The sequence below is a fragment of the Entomomonas sp. E7T21 genome, assembly GCF_058693955.1.
This window is the reverse complement of the sequence record NZ_CP191672.1, coordinates 2,855,817-2,874,758: the sequence shown is the minus strand read 5'-3', so window position 1 is coordinate 2,874,758 and position 18,942 is coordinate 2,855,817. Positions and strand designations below refer to the sequence as shown.

Below are 18,942 nucleotides of genomic sequence, written 5' to 3'. Positions count from 1 at the left end.
CCCTTATAGATAATGACTATCTATAAGGGATGATAATATCTAAGCTAATTCACTGGCTGGCCCAAAAAACTCATAATGGGTTTGTGATTCGGGTACACCCAATTCTTTTAACGCTTTTTTTATGGTAACCATAAAAGGTTTAGGACCTAAGAAATAAGCATCAATATCTTTATTTGCTGGTAACCATTTTGCTAGTAATGATTTATCTATCATACCTTCTGCATCAGCTAATTTATTAGAATCTTGTTCATAACAATAAAAACAATGTAGGTTATTATGTGTTTTTTGTTGTTCCCTAATCCAATTTCTAAAACCATCTACTTCTGCATTACGCGCAGCGTGAATAAAATAAATAGAGCGTTGAGTCGTTAATGCTGCTTGCAACATAGATAAAATAGGTGTAACACCAACACCACCAGAAATTAATACCAAAGGTTTATCACTTTCTTGTAAAGTGAAGTCACCAAAAGGTGGGTAAACACGGATAATATCACCTTCTTTAACATGGTCATGCAAGTGATTAGAGATAACACCTTGATTCTCACGCTTAACACTAATTCTATAATATTTGCCATTTGCTGCTTCAGAAATAGAGTAGTTGCGACGTTGTTCACCTTCTAAGAGTACAAAACGTAAACCTAAATATTGCCCCGGTTTATGGTGAATAATTGCTTTGCCATCTTTAGGTTCTAGGTAAAAAGACACAACTTCGCTGCTTTCTGGAACTTTTTTAGCTACTCTAAATAAACGTTCTCCACGCCAGCCACCTGTCACATCTTCTTGTTGTTGGTAAAGATTTTCTTCTACCTTAATTAATACATCAGCTAATTGTCCATATGCTACTCGCCATGCTTCAATGACTTCGTCTGTCGCAATCTCTGTACCTAATACCTCACGAATTGCACGTAATATACAAGTGCCCACAATAGCATATTGTTCAGGTAATACTTGTAGTGCAGCATGTTTGTTAGTAATTATAGAGACAAGATTACCTAGGTTCTCAAGATTATCAATATGCTTGGCATACATAAGAATACTATGAGCTAAAGCCCGAGGCTGATCACCTGTTATTTGGTTAGTTTTATTGAACAGTGGTCTTACATCCGTATATTCATTCAGCATGATATTATAAAAATGCTTTGTTAGTGTTTCACCACCTGTTTCTAATAGGGGAACAGTTGCTTTAATAATATTACGCTGGGCATTGGTTAACATCAGATATCTCCATTTATTTATTACTTAATTACTTTGGAGTTATCTACTATCAAGATATGTGCCATTTAGGAATATATTATTTATCAATAAGATGTATTTTTCATAAGTCATTATGATACTATTTGAGTAGGTTTATTTAACTACAAAGAATAATTATGACTACATTATCTTGGCTTAATAGTATTACTACCTTAGTGGATGACTTAGCACTAGAATTACCAACAGTGGAACGTTATCAACGATTACTAATGGCTATACGCCGTCTTATCTCTTGTGATGCCGTAGCATTATTACGTTTAGATGGTGACTATCTTGTTCCTTTAGCAGTCAATGGACTTAGTAAAGATACCTTAGGTCGTCGTTTTGCAATTGATGATCATCCGCGTTTTAAAATATTATTAGACTGTCCCGAGCCAATGCGCTTTCCAGCGAATAGTCCATTACCTGATCCATATGATGGCCTGATTGATGGAGTAACAAGTCAACAATTAGAAGTTCATGACTGCATGGGCTGTGTATTATTTTGTCATGGTAAATTATGGGGCTTATTAACCTTAGATGCATTGGAACGTAATAGCTTTGATAGTGTAGATTTTAATCTATTACAATTAATAGCTAGCCTAACAGTAGCTACTGTTAATGTTGGGGAGCGTATAGAAGAATTAAGGTCACAAGCTAAGTTAGAACAAGAACGGGCAGAATCTTTTCGTTTAGCTATTACGCAGCCTATCCATAAGTGGATAGGTGAAAGTGAACCCTTCTTAAAATTAAAGAAGGAAATAGAGCTAGTAGCTAATAGTGATTTAACGGTTTTAATTACGGGGGAAACTGGTGTTGGTAAGGAGTTAGTAGCTTATGGTATTCATCAAGCCTCTACTAGAAATCGTCAACCATTAGTGGCAGTTAATTGTGCTGCATTACCAGAAAACCTGATTGAAAGTGAGTTATTTGGTCATGTGAAAGGTGCTTTTTCTGGGGCTATTAGTGATCGTGCAGGTAAATTCGAGCAAGCTAATAATGGTACTTTATTTTTAGATGAAGTGGGTGAGCTACCTTTAGTTGCACAAGCTAAGTTATTAAGAGTATTACAAAATGGCCAATTGCAGCGAGTGGGTGCTGATAAAGAGTTACATGTAAATGTACGTATTGTAGCTGCTACTAATCGTGATTTAGCTAATGAAGTAAAAGAAGGGCGCTTTCGTGCAGATTTGTACCATCGTTTAAGCGTGTATCCCATGCATATCCCGCCATTACGTGAGCGTGGTAATGATACTTTATTGTTAGCTGGTTATTTTTTAGAGCAAAATCGTTCTCGTTTAGGGCTTCGAGCATTGCGTTTGGAACCTCTAGCCCAGGCAGCATTATTGTCTTATTCGTGGCCAGGTAATGTTCGAGAGTTAGAACATGTTATTGCTCGTGCTGCATTACGATTGTTAAGTCGATCTGTTGCTAATAAACAAACAATTCTTTCAATATCTAAACAGGACTTACAGTTGTTAGATACTGTTTATGAGGAGATAGAAACAACTCCTATAGCACTTTCTCCTGAAGCTCAGGGGAAAGATTTAAGAATTATTCAAGATGACTTTTTACGTAATTATATTAGTGAACGATTACAAGTGCATCAAAATAATCTATCAGCAACAGCACGTGAATTAGGAGTAAATCGGGCGAATCTTGCTAGATTATTAAAACGCCTTCAATTAAGAAAATAATATGTGCTTACATTTTTGAGGTGTAAATTTCTTTAGCGAATGCCCCTTTAGTATAAATAACCTTATGAATAATTTAATATTTTTCTACTAAAGCCTGATGGTTAGGTATGTTGTTAAGGCATAGTCTAAACATAGGTAAGATATCTTACCTAACAATGTTCAGACATTCTATAGGAGAATAAAAATGAACAAAGATATTAAGCACGATGATAAATCTAAAAAAACTGCTACTGAAACTAGCATTAAAAAAGACGATAAAACGAAGGATCAAGGGCATAAGCAACCAGGAAATAATAGTACTCACAAAGGTAAAAAATGATCTTTGTAAAGCTGAAATAAAGGTAAGTTAACACTTACCTTTGTTTTTATGGTTAGTAATAGTTGTAAGATAGATTTTTTATTAATATTGAAGACGTTGTAATAAGTCAGCTAATAATTTTTTTCTTTTAAATAGTAATTGCCAACGTCTACCACCTAATTGATGCCATAGCATAGCAGAACGAATACCTGCTAATAATAGGGTACGTATTTGAGCAGCAGCATTGGGTTGTTGTAGATAACTAACATCCCCCATCACTTGAATACGATGGTTAAAAGTACTGATAGTTTCCTCATATAAAGCACCACAGGCAGCTGTTACATTATCATGCATAATACCAAAGTGTTCTACTTTACTGCGGATTTGCTCTAAGCGTGTACTAATTGTATTAAGCATAGCACTATTACTGCTAAGTTTACGTTCTAACAAAATAAGTGATAAACCATAACGGAGTGCCTCACGAGAGATACCAGAGTTTCGCTCTAAAAATCTACATAAAAAATGGTAACCATCTACTAGCTCACTATCATTACCACCGTATACATCTAAAGTACTTTGTGGATCAATAACCAATAAACTATTAATTAAGCATTTTACAACAGGCTCATCGACTAGACCTGTTCTTGCTAATTTATCTACTTGTAAGGCAGCAGTGAATATTGCACCTAAAGCTATTAATTGTTCTTGTTGTTTAGTCATAATGTCATTCTTTAATTAATATAAGAGGGTCTGGCTCTACTGTTTCTATAACCCCACCGCCTAAACAAATCTCGTTTTGATAGAACACAACTGATTGTCCGGGTGTTACAGCACGTTGTGGTTGATCAAAACTAATATGGTAACCATTGTCTGTTTTGGCTAGTGTACAGGCTTGATCTGCTTGGCGATATCTGACTTTAGCTGTAAGTGCTAAAGGCTTGCTTAAATCAATAGGATTAACCCAATAGATTTCTTTGCAGGTTAAAGCATTGGCAAATAAACAAGGATTATCATTACCTTGTCCAACTATGAGTACATTGCGTTGTAAGTCTTTTGCCATGACATACCAAGGTTCTTCAGAGGCATTTTTTAAACCGCCAATGCCTAATCCTTGGCGTTGACCAATGGTGTGATACATCAAACCATGGTGTTTACCTATCACTTCACCTGTTGTCGTTTTAATATCACCGGGTTGAGCAGGGAGGTATTGTTTCAGAAAGTCACTAAAGCGACGTTCACCAATAAAGCAAATACCTGTGGAGTCTTTTTTTCTAGCAGTAATTAGGTCATATTGTTCAGCTATAGCTCGAACAGCAGGTTTTTCTAATTCACCAACAGGAAATAAGCTTTTAGCTAATTGTTCACCTGCTACTGCATGTAAAAAGTAACTTTGATCCTTATTTGGGTCTAGTCCTTTTAATAATAAGGTCTGGCCATTCTCATCATGTCGACGCACATAATGACCAGTAGCAATAAGCTCAGCATCTAGCATTAAGGCGTAGTCTAAAAATGCTTTAAATTTAATTTCTCTATTGCAAAGAATATCTGGGTTGGGGGTACGGCCTGCTTTATATTCTTCTAAAAAATGTTCAAAAACATTATCCCAATATTCAGCCGCAAAATTAGCTGTATGTAGCTTAATTCCTAATTTATCACACACAGCTTGCGCATCAGCTAAATCTTCTTTAGCCGTACAATATTCTGTACCGTCATCTTCTTCCCAGTTCTTCATAAATAGGCCTTCTACTTGGAAGCCTTGTTGTTGAAGGAGCAATGCGGAAACCGATGAGTCTACACCGCCAGACATGCCGACGATAACACGAGTGTTAGCTGGATCAAACTTCATAAATAATTTAGATAATCGATTAAAGAGACTCATTTTAACAGAAAATTAGTCACGAATAACGCTTAATGGATAAATATGTCCTGCTAAGTAGTCATCAATGCAATTTAAGATCATGGGATTACGCCAATGGTCACGTTTTGTTATTAACTCATCACGAGTTAGCCAAACGGCATTTATAATACCATCATCTAAAGGTTTGTCAGGATGATGTTTAATAGGATTAGCAGCAAAGCAAATTCGTTGATAACTAATACCGTTATCCCCTGTGAATAGGTAAATGCCGATAACGCCTGTTAACTCTACATCCCATGCAGTTTCTTCCAATGTTTCACGCAATGCTGCTGCCAATAGTGTTTCGTTTCTTTCAAGGTGCCCTGCTGGTTGGTTTAAAACTTTGCGATTATTTTTGATTTCTTCTACCATTAAAAAGCGCCCTTGATCTTCAACAATAGTAGCAACGGTAACATGGGGGAGAAAGCGCATAATTTCCTCATTCCTATTTAAGTGGTATAATTAGCAATTTACTACAGTTTAAACCTTAAAGTGTGTAAGATTATAGGTGAAAACTACAAAAATAGTCGCCTATTTGGGCATTGAGAGCTATTTTTATATAAGTAGAATTATTTAGTAAAAGAATTGTCTCTTCTTATAGCATATTGTTAATACATAATAAAACGATGGAGTTTTGTAATGACTAAAATTAAAGTTCCGGCAAATGGTCAAAAAATTACTGTAAACCAAGATTTTTCTCTCAATGTTCCTGATAATCCGATTATCCCTTTTATTGAAGGTGATGGTATTGGTGTCGATATCAGCCCAGTAATGATTAAAGTGGTAGATGCTGCTATTGAAAAAGCTTATGGCAGCAAACGTAAAATTGAATGGATGGAAGTATATGCGGGTGAAAAAGCGACTCAAGTATACGATAAAGACACTTGGTTACCTGATGAAACATTAGCAGCAGTTCGTGACTATGTTGTTTCTATTAAAGGTCCATTAACTACGCCAGTGGGTGGTGGTATCCGTTCATTAAACGTAGCATTACGTCAACAATTAGATTTATATGTGTGTCAACGTCCAGTACGTTGGTTCAAAGGCGTTCCAAGCCCAGTTAAAGAGCCAGGTTTAGTAGATATGGTTATCTTCCGTGAGAACTCTGAAGATATCTATGCAGGTGTTGAATGGAAAGCTGATAGCCCAGAAGCTAAAAAAGTAATTGAATTCTTAACCAAAGAAATGGGTGTTAAGAAAATTCGTTTCACTGAACATTGTGGTATTGGCATTAAGCCAGTATCTGAAGAAGGTACTAAGCGTTTAGTACGTAAGGCATTACAGTACACTATTGATAACGATCGTGAATCATTAACTATTGTTCATAAGGGCAATATTATGAAATTCACAGAGGGTGCTTTCAAAGATTGGGGTTATGAAGTAGCTCAGAAAGAATTTGGTGCTGAATTACTTGATGGTGGTCCTTGGATGCAGTTCAAGAACCCAAAAACTGGCAAAAATATCATTGTAAAAGATGCTATTGCTGATGCTATGTTACAACAAATCTTATTACGTCCTGCTGAGTACGATGTAATTGCAACGCTTAACCTAAATGGTGACTACTTGTCTGATGCATTAGCAGCTCAAGTGGGTGGTATTGGTATTGCGCCAGGTGCTAACCTTTCTGATTCAATTGCTATGTTTGAAGCAACACACGGTACTGCTCCAAAATATGCTGGCCAAGATAAAGTTAACCCAGGTTCAGTGATCCTTTCTGCTGAAATGATGTTACGTCATATGGGTTGGTATGAAGCAGCTGATTTAATCATCAAAGGTATTGATGGGGCAATTGCTGCTAAAACTGTAACTTATGACTTTGAACGTTTAATGGAAGGTGCTAAATTGCTTTCTTGTTCACAATTTGGTGATGCAATTATTGCTAATATGTAATAGATGTAATTTCTTATGCAGTCTAACAAAGGGAACTTTATAGTTCCCTTTGTTGCTTATTAAATAACAAAATAACTGCTTGGAATGGATAGGGTATGCGATTTGATCTTGTTGATTTACGATTATTTGTTAATGTGTGTAATGCAGGAAGTATTACGGGGGGCGCAGCAAATTCCTGTATAACATTACAATCAGCCAGTGAACGAATCAAAGGTATTGAAGATGAGTTAGGTACACCGTTATTAATCCGTTCGAAAACAGGTGTGATTACTACAGAGGTAGGAAGAGTTTTTTTACAACATGCTATTAGCGTTTTACAAGATGTTGACTATATGCGTGATGAGCTTTTTCAATACAGTAAAGGGTTGCATGGACATATTTTATTAGCTTGTAATTCATCAGCATTAAATGAATATTTACCTAATAAAATAGCTTATTTTTTAAAAAATAACCCTCATATTTCTTTCACATTACAAGAAAAGCTAAGCCTTGATATTGTACATGGTTTAAAAAGTAAAACGTTACCATTGGGGATAGTGTCCAATTCTGTTCAATTGCAAGGTTTGCAACAATTACCTTTTTGTGATGATGAGTTAGTTGTCATTGTGCATCAACAACATTCTTTAGGATCACATTCAGAGGTTTCTTTACAAGATATTGTACAAGAAGAATTTATAGGATTAATGGAGCATTTAGCATTACAACAGTATATTGAAAGCCACGTCAAACAGCTAGGTAAACGGCTTAACTATCGAGTACGCTTAAGTTCATTCGATGCAGTATACCAAGTGGTAGCTAATGGTGTGGGGATCGCTATTGTGCCACGCTATACCGCACAGCGATTAGCTCATAAAGATATTAGTATAGTTACTTTAAAAGACAGTTGGGCTAAACGTAAATTAGTTATTTGTAGCCATTGTTTTAACGAACTTCCACAGTACTATCGAGATTTTATTGATTGTTTAACAACCAATAATTTATAGCAAATCTTTAATTATCATATAGCTTCCTAACAGAATTAACCCTATGAAAAAATAGCGGCGAAAAACTTGCTCACTAATAATATTACGTAATAATTGTCCAAAATACATACCAATTAGTGCAGGAACTACAGCTAAAATTGATAATCCATAATTCACTGTAGGTAAGTCAGCCTGTATCAAAAGTTGTATGGCAAGTGCAATAGTTGAGGCGGTAAAAGATAATCCTAACGCTTGTATCAATTGATTTTTATTTAAATGCAATGTTTGTAAATAGGGAACAGCAGGTAATACAAAAACACCTGTAGCTGCTGTAATAGTACCTGTTATATAACCAACTAAAGGGGAAAGCCAATGCTCATTTTTAACTGCATTTGGTAGTTTTTTACCTGCTATACCCCATATTCCATACAAACAAAGAATAATACCTAAAGCAGAGCCTACCCAAGAGTTTGATGAAGTAAGTGGAGGTAGAATACTCCATAAAGTACCTATTACTATACCTAGAATCATTGGCCATAGTCGTTTAAATAGTGGCCAAAAATTTTCACCTAACCATAACTGCCAGATATTGGTTACTAAAGAGGGAATAATTAGTAATCCAGCCGCAACTGCTGGAGGGAAGAAGAGTGTTAGTAGGCCCATGGCTATCGTGGGTAAACCTAAGCCTATAACCCCTTTCACTACTCCTGCTAGTAGGAAAATTAAGATAATAATAAGTATCAACATAAGTGCTCTAATAAGTTACATAAGAATATATTGAAAATTAGCTTATCTAAAATTAAGTAGAGGGGGTATTTGGTTTTACCTGACTAGGTCTAAGGAAAATTTGGAGGAAACTAATTAATAGTAGTGATGATATAAAAAAGCCCACATTCAGTGGGCTTTTTATTAATATTAAAGAGATAAATCGAGTAAACGTCTTACCCATTTATCGTAGGCTTCCACAATATTCTTCACAAAGTTGTGGGTACGTTCATTTAAATTACCAGCTTCATCAAAAGCGTCAGCTATACCACCAAGGTAAGTTTCAGGCTGTTGCATACAGGGCATATTTAAGAAAACTAATGATTGACGAATATGATGGTTTGCTCCGAAACCGCCAATAGTTCCTGTAGATGCAGTAATAACAGCTGTTGGCTTTTCATTCCAAACGCTTTTGCCATAAGGGCGTGAACCTACATCTAAGGCATTTTTTAATACAGCAGGCACTGAGCGATTATATTCTGGGCTAACGATTAAAATAGCATCAGATGCTCTGATTTTTTCGCGGAAACTAGTATAACTAGCTGGAGGAGTTTCATTATCTATATCTTCGTTATAGAAGGGTAATTCACCAATTTCAACAATCTCTAAAGATAGTGTGGGTGGAGCCATTTTAATCATTGCTTCTGCTAATTTTCTATTATAAGAACCTTTACGTAAACTACCCACTAAAACAGAAACTTTATAAGTTGTTGTCATATTTTCTTCCTACTTAAAAGTTGATAAACAAATTTATTTAATATTACAAAAAAGTAATTGTTCTAGTTTCTTAAAGAAATAATAGACCAACCTTGTGTTTGAGCATGCTTTCTTAACTCCTCATCTGGATCTACTGCAATAGGGTTTTCCACTAATGATAGTAGAGGTAGGTCATTCTTAGAGTCACTATAAAAATAACTACCTTCAAGGTCTGCATTATTTTGTTTAAGCCAGTCATTAAGGCGAGTTACTTTACCTTCTTGATAACAAGGAACGCCTGTAGATCTACCTGTATAATGGCCATCTTTCATTTCACATTCAGTAGCTATCAAGTTATTTACACCAAGGCGTTTAGCAATAGGTTCAGTGATAAAGCGGTTAGTTGCTGTGATGATGACTAACTTATGACCTTCCTTACGATGCTGTTCTAAAAGCTCTTCCCCTTTTTTTAAGATCATTGGTTCAATCGTGTCTTGCATAAACTGCAGCTGCCACTCATGCAGTTGTTTAATGGAAGCTTTACCTAAAATAGCTAGGCTAAAGTTTAAATACTCTTTAACATCCATTATGCCAGCTTGGTATTTTTCGTAAAACTCATCATTTTTTGCTTTGTAATGAGCTTTATCGAGAATACCCCATTTACATAACCAATCTCCCCACGCATGATCACTATCGCCAGCAAGAAGAGTGTTATCAAGATCAAATAAAGCTAGTTTCATATATCATCTCTGTTTTAAATATAGTGTCATTTTAACCATTCAAAAGAATAACGTCATGGTTTTATGAGTATTCATAGACTAGAGAATAGTCGTATTTATTATAGGGATTTAGCGTTACTAATTGTTAGCATTAGATTTGTATCTTGCAATGAATTGTTAGTATTTATTTCATTATTAAAGCCAAATTAATATTTACTAAAAGAAAATTTGTATTGTATTGATATTATCTGCTTTTGAATAATGCAATTTTATGGAACAATGGTAGTAATAATTTTTGGAGATGGTTAGTGTGATAGATTCAGATGGTTTTCGCCTGAATGTCGGACTAATTCTTACTAACAACCTAGGTCAAGTTTTATGGGCCAAACGTATTCATCAAGATGCATGGCAGTTCCCGCAGGGAGGTATTCAACAGGGTGAAAAACCTGAGGATGCCTTGTATCGTGAGTTGTATGAAGAAATTGGGTTGACAGAGCAAGATGTGCAAGTCCTAGCATGTACAGGTGGATGGTTACGATATCGATTACCTGAATGGTTAATTCGTTCAAAAACTCAGCCACGTTGTATTGGTCAAAAGCAAAAGTGGTTTTTGTTAAAGTTATTGGCAGATGATAATAAGGTTTGTTTAACCAATGGTGACAAACCCGAGTTTGATAGCTGGCAATGGGTAAGTTATTGGTATCCATTGCGGCAAGTTGTTAATTTTAAACGAGAAGTTTATCGGCGAGCCATGAAAGAGTTAATTTTAAGAGCACCTCAAATAACTAAATAAATCGGAGTACTAGCTTATTATGCTTGATGCACTGCGCAAAATTGTTCAGGAAGTCAATGCTGCCAAAGATCTGAAAACAGCTCTTGGTATTATTGTATTGCGCGTTAAAGAAATGATGTCAGTACAGGTATGCTCGGTTTATTTGTTGGATGCAGAAACAGACCAATATATATTAATGGCTACTGAAGGTCTAAATAAGCGTGCTATTGGTAAGGTACATTTAGAAAGTGATGAAGGTTTGGTAGGGTTAGTGGGGACACGTCAAGAACCATTAAATTTACCTAATGCTTCTGATCATCCACAATATCGTTATTTTGCGGAAACAGGTGAAGAGCGTTATTCATCATTTTTAGGTACGCCCATTATTCATAATGGCCAAGTATTGGGTGTGCTTGTTGTACAGCAAAAAGAACGTCGTGAGTTCAGTGAGGAAGAAGTATCCTTTATTGTAACCATGGGTACACAGCTAGCTGGTGTAATCGCGCATGCTGAGGCCTCAGGCAGTGTTTCTCCTTCTAAAAGATCACCACAAGAAGCGCGTTTTGTGGGGGTGATTGGTGCATCAGGGGCTGTTGTAGGACAAGCCATGGTAGTTTTACCACCTGCTGATCTAGAAGCAGTACCTGATCGTAAAACTAAAGAAATACAAGTTGAATTAGATTTATTTGAAAGTGCCATTGAGGCTGTACGTAAAAATATTCAAAAAACCTCTATTAAACTTGCCAAACAGCTACGCCCAGATGACTTAGCCTTATTCGATGCTTATCTTTTAATGTTAGAAGATGACGTGCTAATAGGTGATATCGAAAAAACAATCAGAGATGGGCAGTGGGCGCAAGGTGCAATTAGAGATGTAATACTACAGTATGTGCAACGTTTTGAGGCAATGAATGACCCTTATTTAAAAGAGCGCGCAGTAGATATTAAAGATTTAGGTCAACGTTTATTAGAACAATTACAAAAGCGTGACCAAGCAAATATGGAGTTTCCTGATGACACTATTTTAGTGAGTGAGGAAATTAGCCCATCAATGCTTAGTGAAGTACCTGAAGGCAAGTTAATAGGTATTGTTTCTGTATTAGGCTCAAGTAACTCCCATGTAGCAATTTTAGCAAGAGCAATGGGAATACCTGCGGTAATGGGGGTGGCAGAATTACCTTACCGTAAGATGGATGGCTTAAAGATTATTGTAAATGGCTTCTTTGGAGAAGTCATTACTAACCCCAGTGAAGAGCTATGCCAGTATTACTTATCAATGGCAGAGGAAGAAAAGCAGTTATTAGCTAGTCTTAATATATTGCGTGATTTACCCTGTGTTACTTTAGATGGGCATCGTATTTCGTTATGGGTTAATACAGGTTTACAAGCGGATGTAGATAAGGCACAACAACGAGGTGCAGAAGGGGTAGGTTTATACCGTACTGAAGTGCCTTTTATGATAAGTAGTTCTTTTCCAAGTGAAAAAGAACAAATGGCTATTTATCGGCAACAGTTAGAAGCTTTTCATCCCTTACCTGTCACCATGCGTACATTGGATATTGGTGGGGATAAGTCATTACCTTATTTTCCTATTGAAGAAGAAAATCCATTCCTAGGTTGGCGTGGTATTCGAATTACCCTTGATCATCCAGAGATTTTTATCCTACAAATTCGTGCAATGCTTAAGGCTAGTGAAGGACTGGGTAATCTTAAAATCTTATTACCTATGATTTCTTCTGTGCATGAGGTTGAGCATGCTTTACGAATGATTAATAGAGCATGGTTTGAAGTAAGAGAGGAAGGCATAGAGGTAGAGATGCCGCCTATTGGAGTCATGATAGAAGTGCCTAGTGCGGTATTCCTCACTAGAGTGTTAGCCAAAGAAGTGGATTTTGTCTCTGTAGGTTCTAACGATTTAACCCAATATTTATTAGCAGTTGATCGTAATAATGCACGTGTAGCTGAGCTTTATAATTATTATCATCCTGCGGTGTTGCACAGTTTATATAAAACAGTTAAAGACTGTCATGCAGAAGGTAAAACCGCTAGTATATGTGGTGAAATGGCTGGTGATCCAGCTGCTGCAATTTTATTACTGGCTATGGGGTTTGATTCGTTATCAATGAATGCTACCAATTTACCTAAAGTTAAATGGGTGCTTAGACAATTAACCATGGTGAAGGCCAAAGAAATTTTAGACGATGTTTTAAAACAAGATGACCCACAAGTGGTAAAAAGTATTATTAATCTTGAGTTATCTCGTTTAGGATTAAAACGTATTGTTGCTCCCAGTAAAAAGATAAACTGAAAAGTTTTAAATAAAAAAGGCGGGAAAACCCGCCTTTTTTATTGAGTTATTTAAAGAGATTTTTATATTGGTGTGGTTGGCAACGTAAGTATTGTGGTGGAGCAGTTACTTGTGCACCTAACTCTGCTGCTGCTTGCCATGCCCAGTGAGGGTTGTATAACATGCCACGACCAATGGCCACCATATCTGCTTGGCCCGTTCCAATAATACCTTGTGCTTGTGTGGCTTCAGTAATTAAACCAACCGTCATCGTTGGCATCGCTACTTGTTCTTTAATAGCTTGTGCAAAAGGAACTTGATAGTTAGGACCCACAGGGATTTTTTGATCTTTATGTAAGGCTCCAGTAGAAACATCAATAAAACTACAGCCTAAATCTTTTAATGTTTTAGCAAGCGCGATAGATTGCTCTAAATCCCAACCACCTTCTACCCAATCAGTAGCAGAGATACGAATACCCACCGCTTTTTCCATTGATACTACTTTACGAATAGCTTTGAATATTTCAACAGCAAAACGAATTCTATTTTCTAATGGGCCACCATATTCATCAGTACGTTTATTACTAAGAGGTGAGAGGAATTGATGGATTAAATAGCCATGTGCACCATGAATTTCAATCATATCAAAGCCAGCATCATCTGCTCGTTTAGCTGCCTCTGCAAACTGTTTGATAATAGTTTTTATCTCATCAGTTGTTAACTCTTTAGGTGTATCATGGTTATCATCATAGGCAATGGCAGAAGGCGCAACGGTTTTCCAGCCACCTTGTTGTGGTGTTATATATTTATTTTCTTTCCAAGGTTCTGGCATAGAGGCTTTACGGCCAGCATGAACAAGTTGGATACCCAAAGGTATAGCGGAATATTTTCTAATCGACTTGATTAGTTTAGACATTGCTGCTTCTGTTTCATCATCCCATATTCCAAGATCATAGGGAGAAAGACGGCCGTCAGGGCAAATTGAAGTGGCTTCAAAAATAAGTAGGCCAGCGCCTGAATGAGACAGTGAGCCATAATGCATTTTATGCCAGTCTGTAGGCTTACCATCTATAGCAGAGTATTGGCACATAGGGGGAATAATTACGCGATTTTCTAAGGTTTGTTGATCAATGATGATAGGGCTAAACAATTTAGTCATTCTTCTCTCCAATCTTTTAGCTATATGTAATTATTATGCGGATAAATAGCCTTATGTTATTCCTATTAACATAAAGAATCCATACTACTATTGTTATTCATTGTATAAGAAGGTGTTTGATCTTTTGATTAATAGTTAAAAATAATTGACAACTTATTTCCAATAATGAAAACTGGTTGTCAATTTAAGGGAAGGATAAAAATGAATCAATCAAATTCAATTCAGCTATTGCATGAAATTATCATCAAGATTTTTCAGCTAAAAACACTATTTATGGATAAAGGGGATCAATTAGTGACTCCCTTTGGTTTAACGAGTACTCAATGGCAAATATTGGGTGCTATTTCTATGTCTAATAAGCCTATAACAGTGCCACAAATTGCTGGGTTTATGGGACTTACAAGGCAAGGTGTACAAAAACAAATTAATTATTTAATTGCTGAGAAATTATGTCGCCCACATATGAATCCAAAGAATTTGCGCTCTCCACAATATGCATTAACTGATAAAGGTAACAATGTCTTTGCTCAAATAATGAGTATTTCAGATGTTTGGATAGCAGGCCTTGGAGAAAATATTAAGTTTGAAGATTTATTTACTACATTACGTGTATTAACTACTTTATCTGATCGGCTACCCACCTCATCATTAGGAGAAGATGATGAATAATATAAAAATAGTACATGGCATTGTAGCTAATGTAGTGATATTGATGGTGATCGTTTTTTGGGGAAGTACAGTTATTAGTGAGTTATTCTTAGATCAACAAGCTATAAAACTGGTTAAACAAAGTATTGTTTATTACGGTTTGCCTTTTATGATTGTTGCGATGATGATAACAGGCATGACAGGTTTTTTATTAGGGAAAGAATCTAATTATTTACCTATTTTAAATAAGAAAAAAAGAATGCCTTTTATTGTTTTTAATGGTTTATTTGTTATGGTGCCATTAGCTATTTATTTAAATTATAAGGCAGCTAATAATGCATTTGATAGTTGGTTTGTAATTATGCAAGTTGTTGAATTATCAATTGGTATTGTTCAATTGTCGTTGTTGGGCAAGAATTTTACAGAAGGTATAAAAATATCAAAATCCTTTAATAGTTGGTAATAAAACTTATAAAAAATAATAAATAGCTTGACGTTTAGAAATTGAAAGGAATAAAATCGCCACGCCTATTTAAAGGCTTATCAATTTTAATCAATATGTGAGAGTGATTAACTAAAAAACTATGGACAACGAACAGAGACGGTTGCCAGTATTTACTGGCCTAAATAACAATTTAACTGCTCAATAGGTTGCCAGTTTCACTTATGGCCACTGAGTTGGGCTATAGGTGAATAGTATGAACTTCAAAACTATCTTCCCATTAAACATTTTTGTTTATTTCTTTAACCACAAAGATATCACTGTTAAGCAATCTGCTAATACAAATTTACCTCTTTTCCGCCAAGTATTGGTTTGGAAAAAAAATGCTCAAACTCAGTGTTTAGAATGTGGTTTTGTATCTACTAATCAATCAGAAGAAGAGCCTGCGCCGTATAACTATTTATTGGCGTGTTAAGTTCTTTGAGATGATTAATTAAATCTATTTAATAAACTGTTAAATAACGTTATTAATAACGGAGTTTAATTACAAGTAAATAATAGGAGCCAAAAATGGAAGAGCCTCCCAGTAGTGATTTTTCTGAACCAGAACCTATTCAGAAAAAACTAATTAATTTAATAGCAAATAATTTTATTTACCACTATGGTGAAGGGATATTTTCGTGCCTAATTTTTAGATAGGCAGTTATTTTCTCTTGTCACCATAGTGTACAGGAGAAAGAAGAGATGACTGTTATCACTAACAAAGAGTATACAACCCAAGCTCAAGAAAACCGTAAAACAAGTCAGCAAAATATAGTCGCTGCCAATGAAGCACAAAATACGTTAGAAAAAACTTTATATAACTTAGCAACTAGTCGTGATGGATTAAATGAGCTAGAGGTAGAAGTACGTTTAGCAAGAGATGGTGCAAATACGGTTGCCCATGATAAGGCTCCGCACGCACTCATTCAATTGTTATCAGCCTTTAATAATCCCTTTATTTACGTATTAATGGCACTAAGTGCTGTTAGTTTTTATACTGATTTTTGGTTGCCTTTTAAGGCTGGTGAAGATACAGATTTAACAGGTGTTATTATTGTTGTTACGATGATAGCTATCAGTGGTTTCATGCGTTTCTGGCAAGAATATCGTTCAAATAAAGCCGCAGAAGCATTAAAAGCGATGGTAAAAACTACTGCTACTGTATTACGTCGTAATAAAGAGGGAAATAATCCTAAAATAAAAGAAATAGCGATGCGTGATATCGTGGTGGGCGATATTGTTCATTTATCAGCAGGGGATATGATTCCAGCTGATGTGCGCTTGATAGAATCACGCGATCTATTTATTAGCCAAGCAGTATTAACAGGCGAGTCTATTCCTGTCGAAAAGTACGATACTTTAGGCAATGTCAAAGAAAAAACAGCTGATGTAGTAGCTCTTGGTGAATACGATACATTAGAACTGCCTAATATTTGTTTTATGGGAACCAATGTGGTAAGTGGTACGGCAACAGCTGTAGTAGTAGCCACAGGAGCAAACACTTATTTTGGTTCTTTAGCTAAGTCAATCGTAGGCTCAAGAGCACAAACAGCTTTTGATAGAGGAGTTAATAGCGTTAGTTGGTTATTAATTCGCTTTATGTTAGTAATGGTGCCTATAGTGCTATTAATTAATGGTTTTACTAAAGGTGACTGGACAGAAGCTTTTATGTTTGCCTTGGCCGTAGCAGTAGGTTTAACCCCTGAAATGTTGCCAATGATAGTCAGTGCGAATCTTGCTAAAGGAGCAGTAGCAATGGCGCGCAAAAAAGTAGTGGTAAAACGTTTAAATGCTATCCAAAACTTTGGTGCCATGGATATTCTTTGTACTGATAAAACAGGTACTTTAACCCAAGATAAAATTATTCTTGAACGCCATGTGGATATTAATGGAGCTAATCGCGATCAGATTTTGCAATTAGCTTGGTTAAATAGTCATCACCAAAGTGGCGTAAAAAATTTAATGGATAAAGCGATTATTCGCTTTGCTAAAAAACATCCAGAATTTAAAAAGCCAAAAGAGTGGAAAAAAGTTGATGAGTTACCTTTTGACTTTGTACGTCGTCGTCTATCTGTCATTGTAGAAAAACAAGGTGAGCGTTTATTAGTATGTAAAGGTGCTGTAGAAGAAATGCTCTCTGTAGCCACTAAAGTACGTGAAAATGGACAGCTTTTAGCTATTAATGAAGAACGTCGCCAACAGCTATTAAAAATTGCAGATGATTATAATAATGATGGTTTTCGTGTATTAATATTGGGTACTAGAGTATTAGCTGATGATTCTCGTACACAGTATACGATAGCGGATGAGTTAGATTTAGTTATTGAAGGTTTTTTAACTTTTCTTGATCCACCAAAAGATACTGCAGAGGCTGCATTAACTGCATTACGTGATAATGGTGTAGGCGTTAAAGTGTTAACGGGTGATAATCCAGTTATTACTTTAAAAATTTGCCGTGAAGTAGGCTTGGATGCAGGTGAACCATTAATTGGTAAAGAAATAGACCTATTAGATGATGAGACATTACATAGTAAAGTAGAAGAACATACCGTTTTTGCTAAATTAACCCCTATGCAAAAATCACGAGTACTTAAAGCGTTACAAGCCAATGGCCATACAGTGGGTTTCTTAGGTGATGGGATTAATGATGCTCCAGCATTACGTGATGCAGATGTGGGGATTTCAGTAGATACAGGTACTGATATTGCTAAAGAATCAGCGGATATTATTTTATTAGAAAAGAGTTTAATGGTGTTAGAAGAGGGGGTTATTAAAGGCAGAGAGACCTTTGGTAATATCATGAAGTACCTTAATATGACGGCTAGCTCTAATTTTGGTAATGTTTTTTCTGTATTAGTGGCCAGTGCTTTTTTACCTTTCTTACCTATGTTGGCTATCCACTTGCTCATTCAAAACTTAATGTATGATATCTCTCAGTTATCATTACCTTGGGATAAAATGGATAAGGAGTTTTTACGTAAACCACGCAAATGGGATGCTAAAAATATTGGTCGTTTTATGCTATGGATTGGCCCAACGTCCTCTATTTTTGATATTACTACCTTTGCTTTAATGTGGTATGTGTTTGCCGCTAATACACCAGAGTTACAATCTTTATTCCAATCAGGTTGGTTTATTGAGGGATTATTATCGCAAACCTTAGTAGTACATATGTTACGTACTCAAAAGATTCCTTTTGTACAAAGCACAGCTGCTTTACCTGTTTTATTAATGACTGGTTTAGTAATGGCGATAGGTATTTATATCCCATTCTCACCATTAGGTGCCATGGTTGGATTACAACCATTACCATGGGAATACTTCCCTTGGTTAGTAGGTACTTTAGTGTGCTATTGCTTGGTTGCACAAACGATGAAGGTCATTTATATCCGTCGTTTTGGTCAATGGTACTAAACACAAAAAAGGCACCAATAG

18 protein-coding genes are annotated in these 18,942 nt (G+C 35.9%); 10 read left to right on the top strand and 8 right to left on the bottom strand.

What is annotated here, in order from left to right:
- Window positions 1-39: 39 nt before the first annotated feature.
- The gene (gene hmpA, locus ACQVD9_RS13600) at window positions 40-1,215 is read right to left on the bottom strand and encodes an NO-inducible flavohemoprotein (RefSeq protein WP_264746483.1); all 1,176 of its coding nucleotides are present in this window, start codon (window positions 1,213-1,215) and stop codon (window positions 40-42) included.
- Window positions 1,216-1,370: 155 nt separating this feature from the next.
- Here hmpA and norR point away from each other — a divergent pair, with 155 nt between their 5' ends.
- Both norR and ACQVD9_RS13590 read left to right on the top strand, forming a co-directional pair.
- On the top strand, window positions 1,371-2,930 hold the full coding sequence (gene norR / locus ACQVD9_RS13595; RefSeq protein WP_264746482.1) for a nitric oxide reductase transcriptional regulator NorR: 1,560 nt from the start codon (window positions 1,371-1,373) through the stop codon (window positions 2,928-2,930).
- Window positions 2,931-3,114: 184 nt separating this feature from the next.
- Window positions 3,115-3,249, top strand: a complete 135-nt coding sequence (locus ACQVD9_RS13590) for a hypothetical protein (RefSeq protein WP_264746481.1) — start codon at window positions 3,115-3,117, stop codon at window positions 3,247-3,249.
- Between the two features lie 81 nt (window positions 3,250-3,330).
- Here the strand turns inward: ACQVD9_RS13590 and hflD are convergent, their stop codons facing one another.
- Genes hflD through ACQVD9_RS13575 form a run of 3 tightly spaced genes read right to left on the bottom strand, consistent with a single transcriptional unit; the run spans window position 3,331 to window position 5,557 of the window.
- Window positions 3,331-3,948, bottom strand: a complete 618-nt coding sequence (hflD, locus tag ACQVD9_RS13585; protein WP_264746480.1) for a high frequency lysogenization protein HflD — start codon at window positions 3,946-3,948, stop codon at window positions 3,331-3,333.
- Between the two features lie 4 nt (window positions 3,949-3,952).
- Window positions 3,953-5,074 carry a tRNA 2-thiouridine(34) synthase MnmA gene (gene mnmA, locus ACQVD9_RS13580; protein WP_264746479.1) on the bottom strand — a complete coding sequence of 374 codons (1,122 nt, stop codon included), beginning with the start codon at window positions 5,072-5,074 and terminating at the stop codon, window positions 3,953-3,955.
- Between the two features lie 45 nt (window positions 5,075-5,119).
- Complete coding sequence (locus ACQVD9_RS13575) at window positions 5,120-5,557, bottom strand: NUDIX hydrolase (RefSeq protein ID WP_264746478.1); 438 nt, start codon at window positions 5,555-5,557, stop codon at window positions 5,120-5,122.
- Window positions 5,558-5,764: 207 nt separating this feature from the next.
- Here ACQVD9_RS13575 and icd point away from each other — a divergent pair, with 207 nt between their 5' ends.
- Window positions 5,765-7,015 (top strand): NADP-dependent isocitrate dehydrogenase, encoded by a 1,251-nt coding sequence (gene icd / locus ACQVD9_RS13570; RefSeq protein ID WP_201090969.1) that lies wholly within the window; start codon window positions 5,765-5,767, stop codon window positions 7,013-7,015.
- A gap of 95 nt (window positions 7,016-7,110) precedes the next feature.
- The gene (locus ACQVD9_RS13565) at window positions 7,111-7,998 is read left to right on the top strand and encodes a LysR family transcriptional regulator (RefSeq protein WP_264746477.1); all 888 of its coding nucleotides are present in this window, start codon (window positions 7,111-7,113) and stop codon (window positions 7,996-7,998) included.
- Here the strand turns inward: ACQVD9_RS13565 and ACQVD9_RS13560 are convergent.
- The 3 genes from ACQVD9_RS13560 to ACQVD9_RS13550 all read right to left on the bottom strand — a co-directional run bounded on the left by ACQVD9_RS13560 (window position 7,993) and on the right by ACQVD9_RS13550 (window position 10,178).
- Entirely contained in the window at window positions 7,993-8,724 is a 732-nt protein-coding gene (locus tag ACQVD9_RS13560) for a sulfite exporter TauE/SafE family protein (RefSeq protein ID WP_264746476.1), read from the bottom strand. The two genes, ACQVD9_RS13565 and ACQVD9_RS13560, sit on opposite strands and share 6 nt — an antisense overlap.
- A 168-nt stretch (window positions 8,725-8,892) precedes the next feature.
- Window positions 8,893-9,459, bottom strand: a complete 567-nt coding sequence (locus tag ACQVD9_RS13555) for an NADPH-dependent FMN reductase (RefSeq protein WP_264746475.1) — start codon at window positions 9,457-9,459, stop codon at window positions 8,893-8,895.
- 62 nt (window positions 9,460-9,521) lie between these two features.
- Window positions 9,522-10,178 carry a histidinol-phosphatase gene (locus tag ACQVD9_RS13550; protein ID WP_264746474.1) on the bottom strand — a complete coding sequence of 219 codons (657 nt, stop codon included), beginning with the start codon at window positions 10,176-10,178 and terminating at the stop codon, window positions 9,522-9,524.
- A gap of 289 nt (window positions 10,179-10,467) precedes the next feature.
- Between ACQVD9_RS13550 and rppH the strand changes: the two genes are divergently transcribed.
- Together rppH and ptsP are read left to right on the top strand one after the other, a co-directional pair.
- Window positions 10,468-10,950: an RNA pyrophosphohydrolase gene (gene rppH, locus ACQVD9_RS13545; protein WP_264746473.1), complete on the top strand. Its 483-nt coding sequence runs from the start codon at window positions 10,468-10,470 to the stop codon at window positions 10,948-10,950.
- Window positions 10,951-10,969: 19 nt separating this feature from the next.
- Window positions 10,970-13,237, top strand: a complete 2,268-nt coding sequence (gene ptsP, locus ACQVD9_RS13540; protein ID WP_264746472.1) for a phosphoenolpyruvate--protein phosphotransferase — start codon at window positions 10,970-10,972, stop codon at window positions 13,235-13,237.
- A gap of 46 nt (window positions 13,238-13,283) precedes the next feature.
- On the opposite strand, the gene ACQVD9_RS13535 is transcribed toward ptsP, so the two are convergent.
- A complete protein-coding gene (locus ACQVD9_RS13535; RefSeq protein ID WP_264746471.1) occupies window positions 13,284-14,375 on the bottom strand; it encodes an NADH:flavin oxidoreductase/NADH oxidase in 1,092 nt (363 codons plus the stop codon).
- Window positions 14,376-14,576: 201 nt separating this feature from the next.
- Here ACQVD9_RS13535 and ACQVD9_RS13530 point away from each other — a divergent pair, with 201 nt between their 5' ends.
- From ACQVD9_RS13530 to mgtA, 4 genes are all read left to right on the top strand, one after another.
- On the top strand, window positions 14,577-15,044 hold the full coding sequence (locus tag ACQVD9_RS13530; protein WP_264746470.1) for a MarR family winged helix-turn-helix transcriptional regulator: 468 nt from the start codon (window positions 14,577-14,579) through the stop codon (window positions 15,042-15,044).
- The gene (locus tag ACQVD9_RS13525) at window positions 15,037-15,486 is read left to right on the top strand and encodes a hypothetical protein (RefSeq protein WP_492089146.1); all 450 of its coding nucleotides are present in this window, start codon (window positions 15,037-15,039) and stop codon (window positions 15,484-15,486) included. The genes ACQVD9_RS13530 and ACQVD9_RS13525 overlap by 8 nt, the downstream gene beginning before the upstream one ends.
- A gap of 235 nt (window positions 15,487-15,721) precedes the next feature.
- Window positions 15,722-15,940 carry a hypothetical protein gene (locus ACQVD9_RS13520; protein ID WP_264746468.1) on the top strand — a complete coding sequence of 73 codons (219 nt, stop codon included), beginning with the start codon at window positions 15,722-15,724 and terminating at the stop codon, window positions 15,938-15,940.
- A gap of 269 nt (window positions 15,941-16,209) precedes the next feature.
- Window positions 16,210-18,921, top strand: coding sequence for a magnesium-translocating P-type ATPase (gene mgtA / locus ACQVD9_RS13515; protein ID WP_264746467.1), 2,712 nt, complete (start codon window positions 16,210-16,212; stop codon window positions 18,919-18,921).
- The last annotated feature ends 21 nt before the right edge of the window (window positions 18,922-18,942 follow it).

Coding starts and splice junctions, on each gene's coding strand:
- hmpA (WP_264746483.1), bottom strand. CDS start 1,215: ATGTTAACCAATGCCCAGCGTAATATTATTAAAGCAACTGTTCCCCTA.
- norR (WP_264746482.1), top strand. CDS start 1,371: ATGACTACATTATCTTGGCTTAATAGTATTACTACCTTAGTGGATGAC.
- ACQVD9_RS13590 (WP_264746481.1), top strand. CDS start 3,115: ATGAACAAAGATATTAAGCACGATGATAAATCTAAAAAAACTGCTACT.
- hflD (WP_264746480.1), bottom strand. CDS start 3,948: ATGACTAAACAACAAGAACAATTAATAGCTTTAGGTGCAATATTCACT.
- mnmA (WP_264746479.1), bottom strand. CDS start 5,074: ATGAAGTTTGATCCAGCTAACACTCGTGTTATCGTCGGCATGTCTGGC.
- ACQVD9_RS13575 (WP_264746478.1), bottom strand. CDS start 5,557: ATGCGCTTTCTCCCCCATGTTACCGTTGCTACTATTGTTGAAGATCAA.
- icd (WP_201090969.1), top strand. CDS start 5,765: ATGACTAAAATTAAAGTTCCGGCAAATGGTCAAAAAATTACTGTAAAC.
- ACQVD9_RS13565 (WP_264746477.1), top strand. CDS start 7,111: ATGCGATTTGATCTTGTTGATTTACGATTATTTGTTAATGTGTGTAAT.
- ACQVD9_RS13560 (WP_264746476.1), bottom strand. CDS start 8,724: ATGTTGATACTTATTATTATCTTAATTTTCCTACTAGCAGGAGTAGTG.
- ACQVD9_RS13555 (WP_264746475.1), bottom strand. CDS start 9,459: ATGACAACAACTTATAAAGTTTCTGTTTTAGTGGGTAGTTTACGTAAA.
- ACQVD9_RS13550 (WP_264746474.1), bottom strand. CDS start 10,178: ATGAAACTAGCTTTATTTGATCTTGATAACACTCTTCTTGCTGGCGAT.
- ptsP (WP_264746472.1), top strand. CDS start 10,970: ATGCTTGATGCACTGCGCAAAATTGTTCAGGAAGTCAATGCTGCCAAA.
- ACQVD9_RS13535 (WP_264746471.1), bottom strand. CDS start 14,375: ATGACTAAATTGTTTAGCCCTATCATCATTGATCAACAAACCTTAGAA.
- ACQVD9_RS13530 (WP_264746470.1), top strand. CDS start 14,577: ATGAATCAATCAAATTCAATTCAGCTATTGCATGAAATTATCATCAAG.
- ACQVD9_RS13525 (WP_492089146.1), top strand. CDS start 15,037: ATGAATAATATAAAAATAGTACATGGCATTGTAGCTAATGTAGTGATA.
- ACQVD9_RS13520 (WP_264746468.1), top strand. CDS start 15,722: ATGAACTTCAAAACTATCTTCCCATTAAACATTTTTGTTTATTTCTTT.
- mgtA (WP_264746467.1), top strand. CDS start 16,210: ATGACTGTTATCACTAACAAAGAGTATACAACCCAAGCTCAAGAAAAC.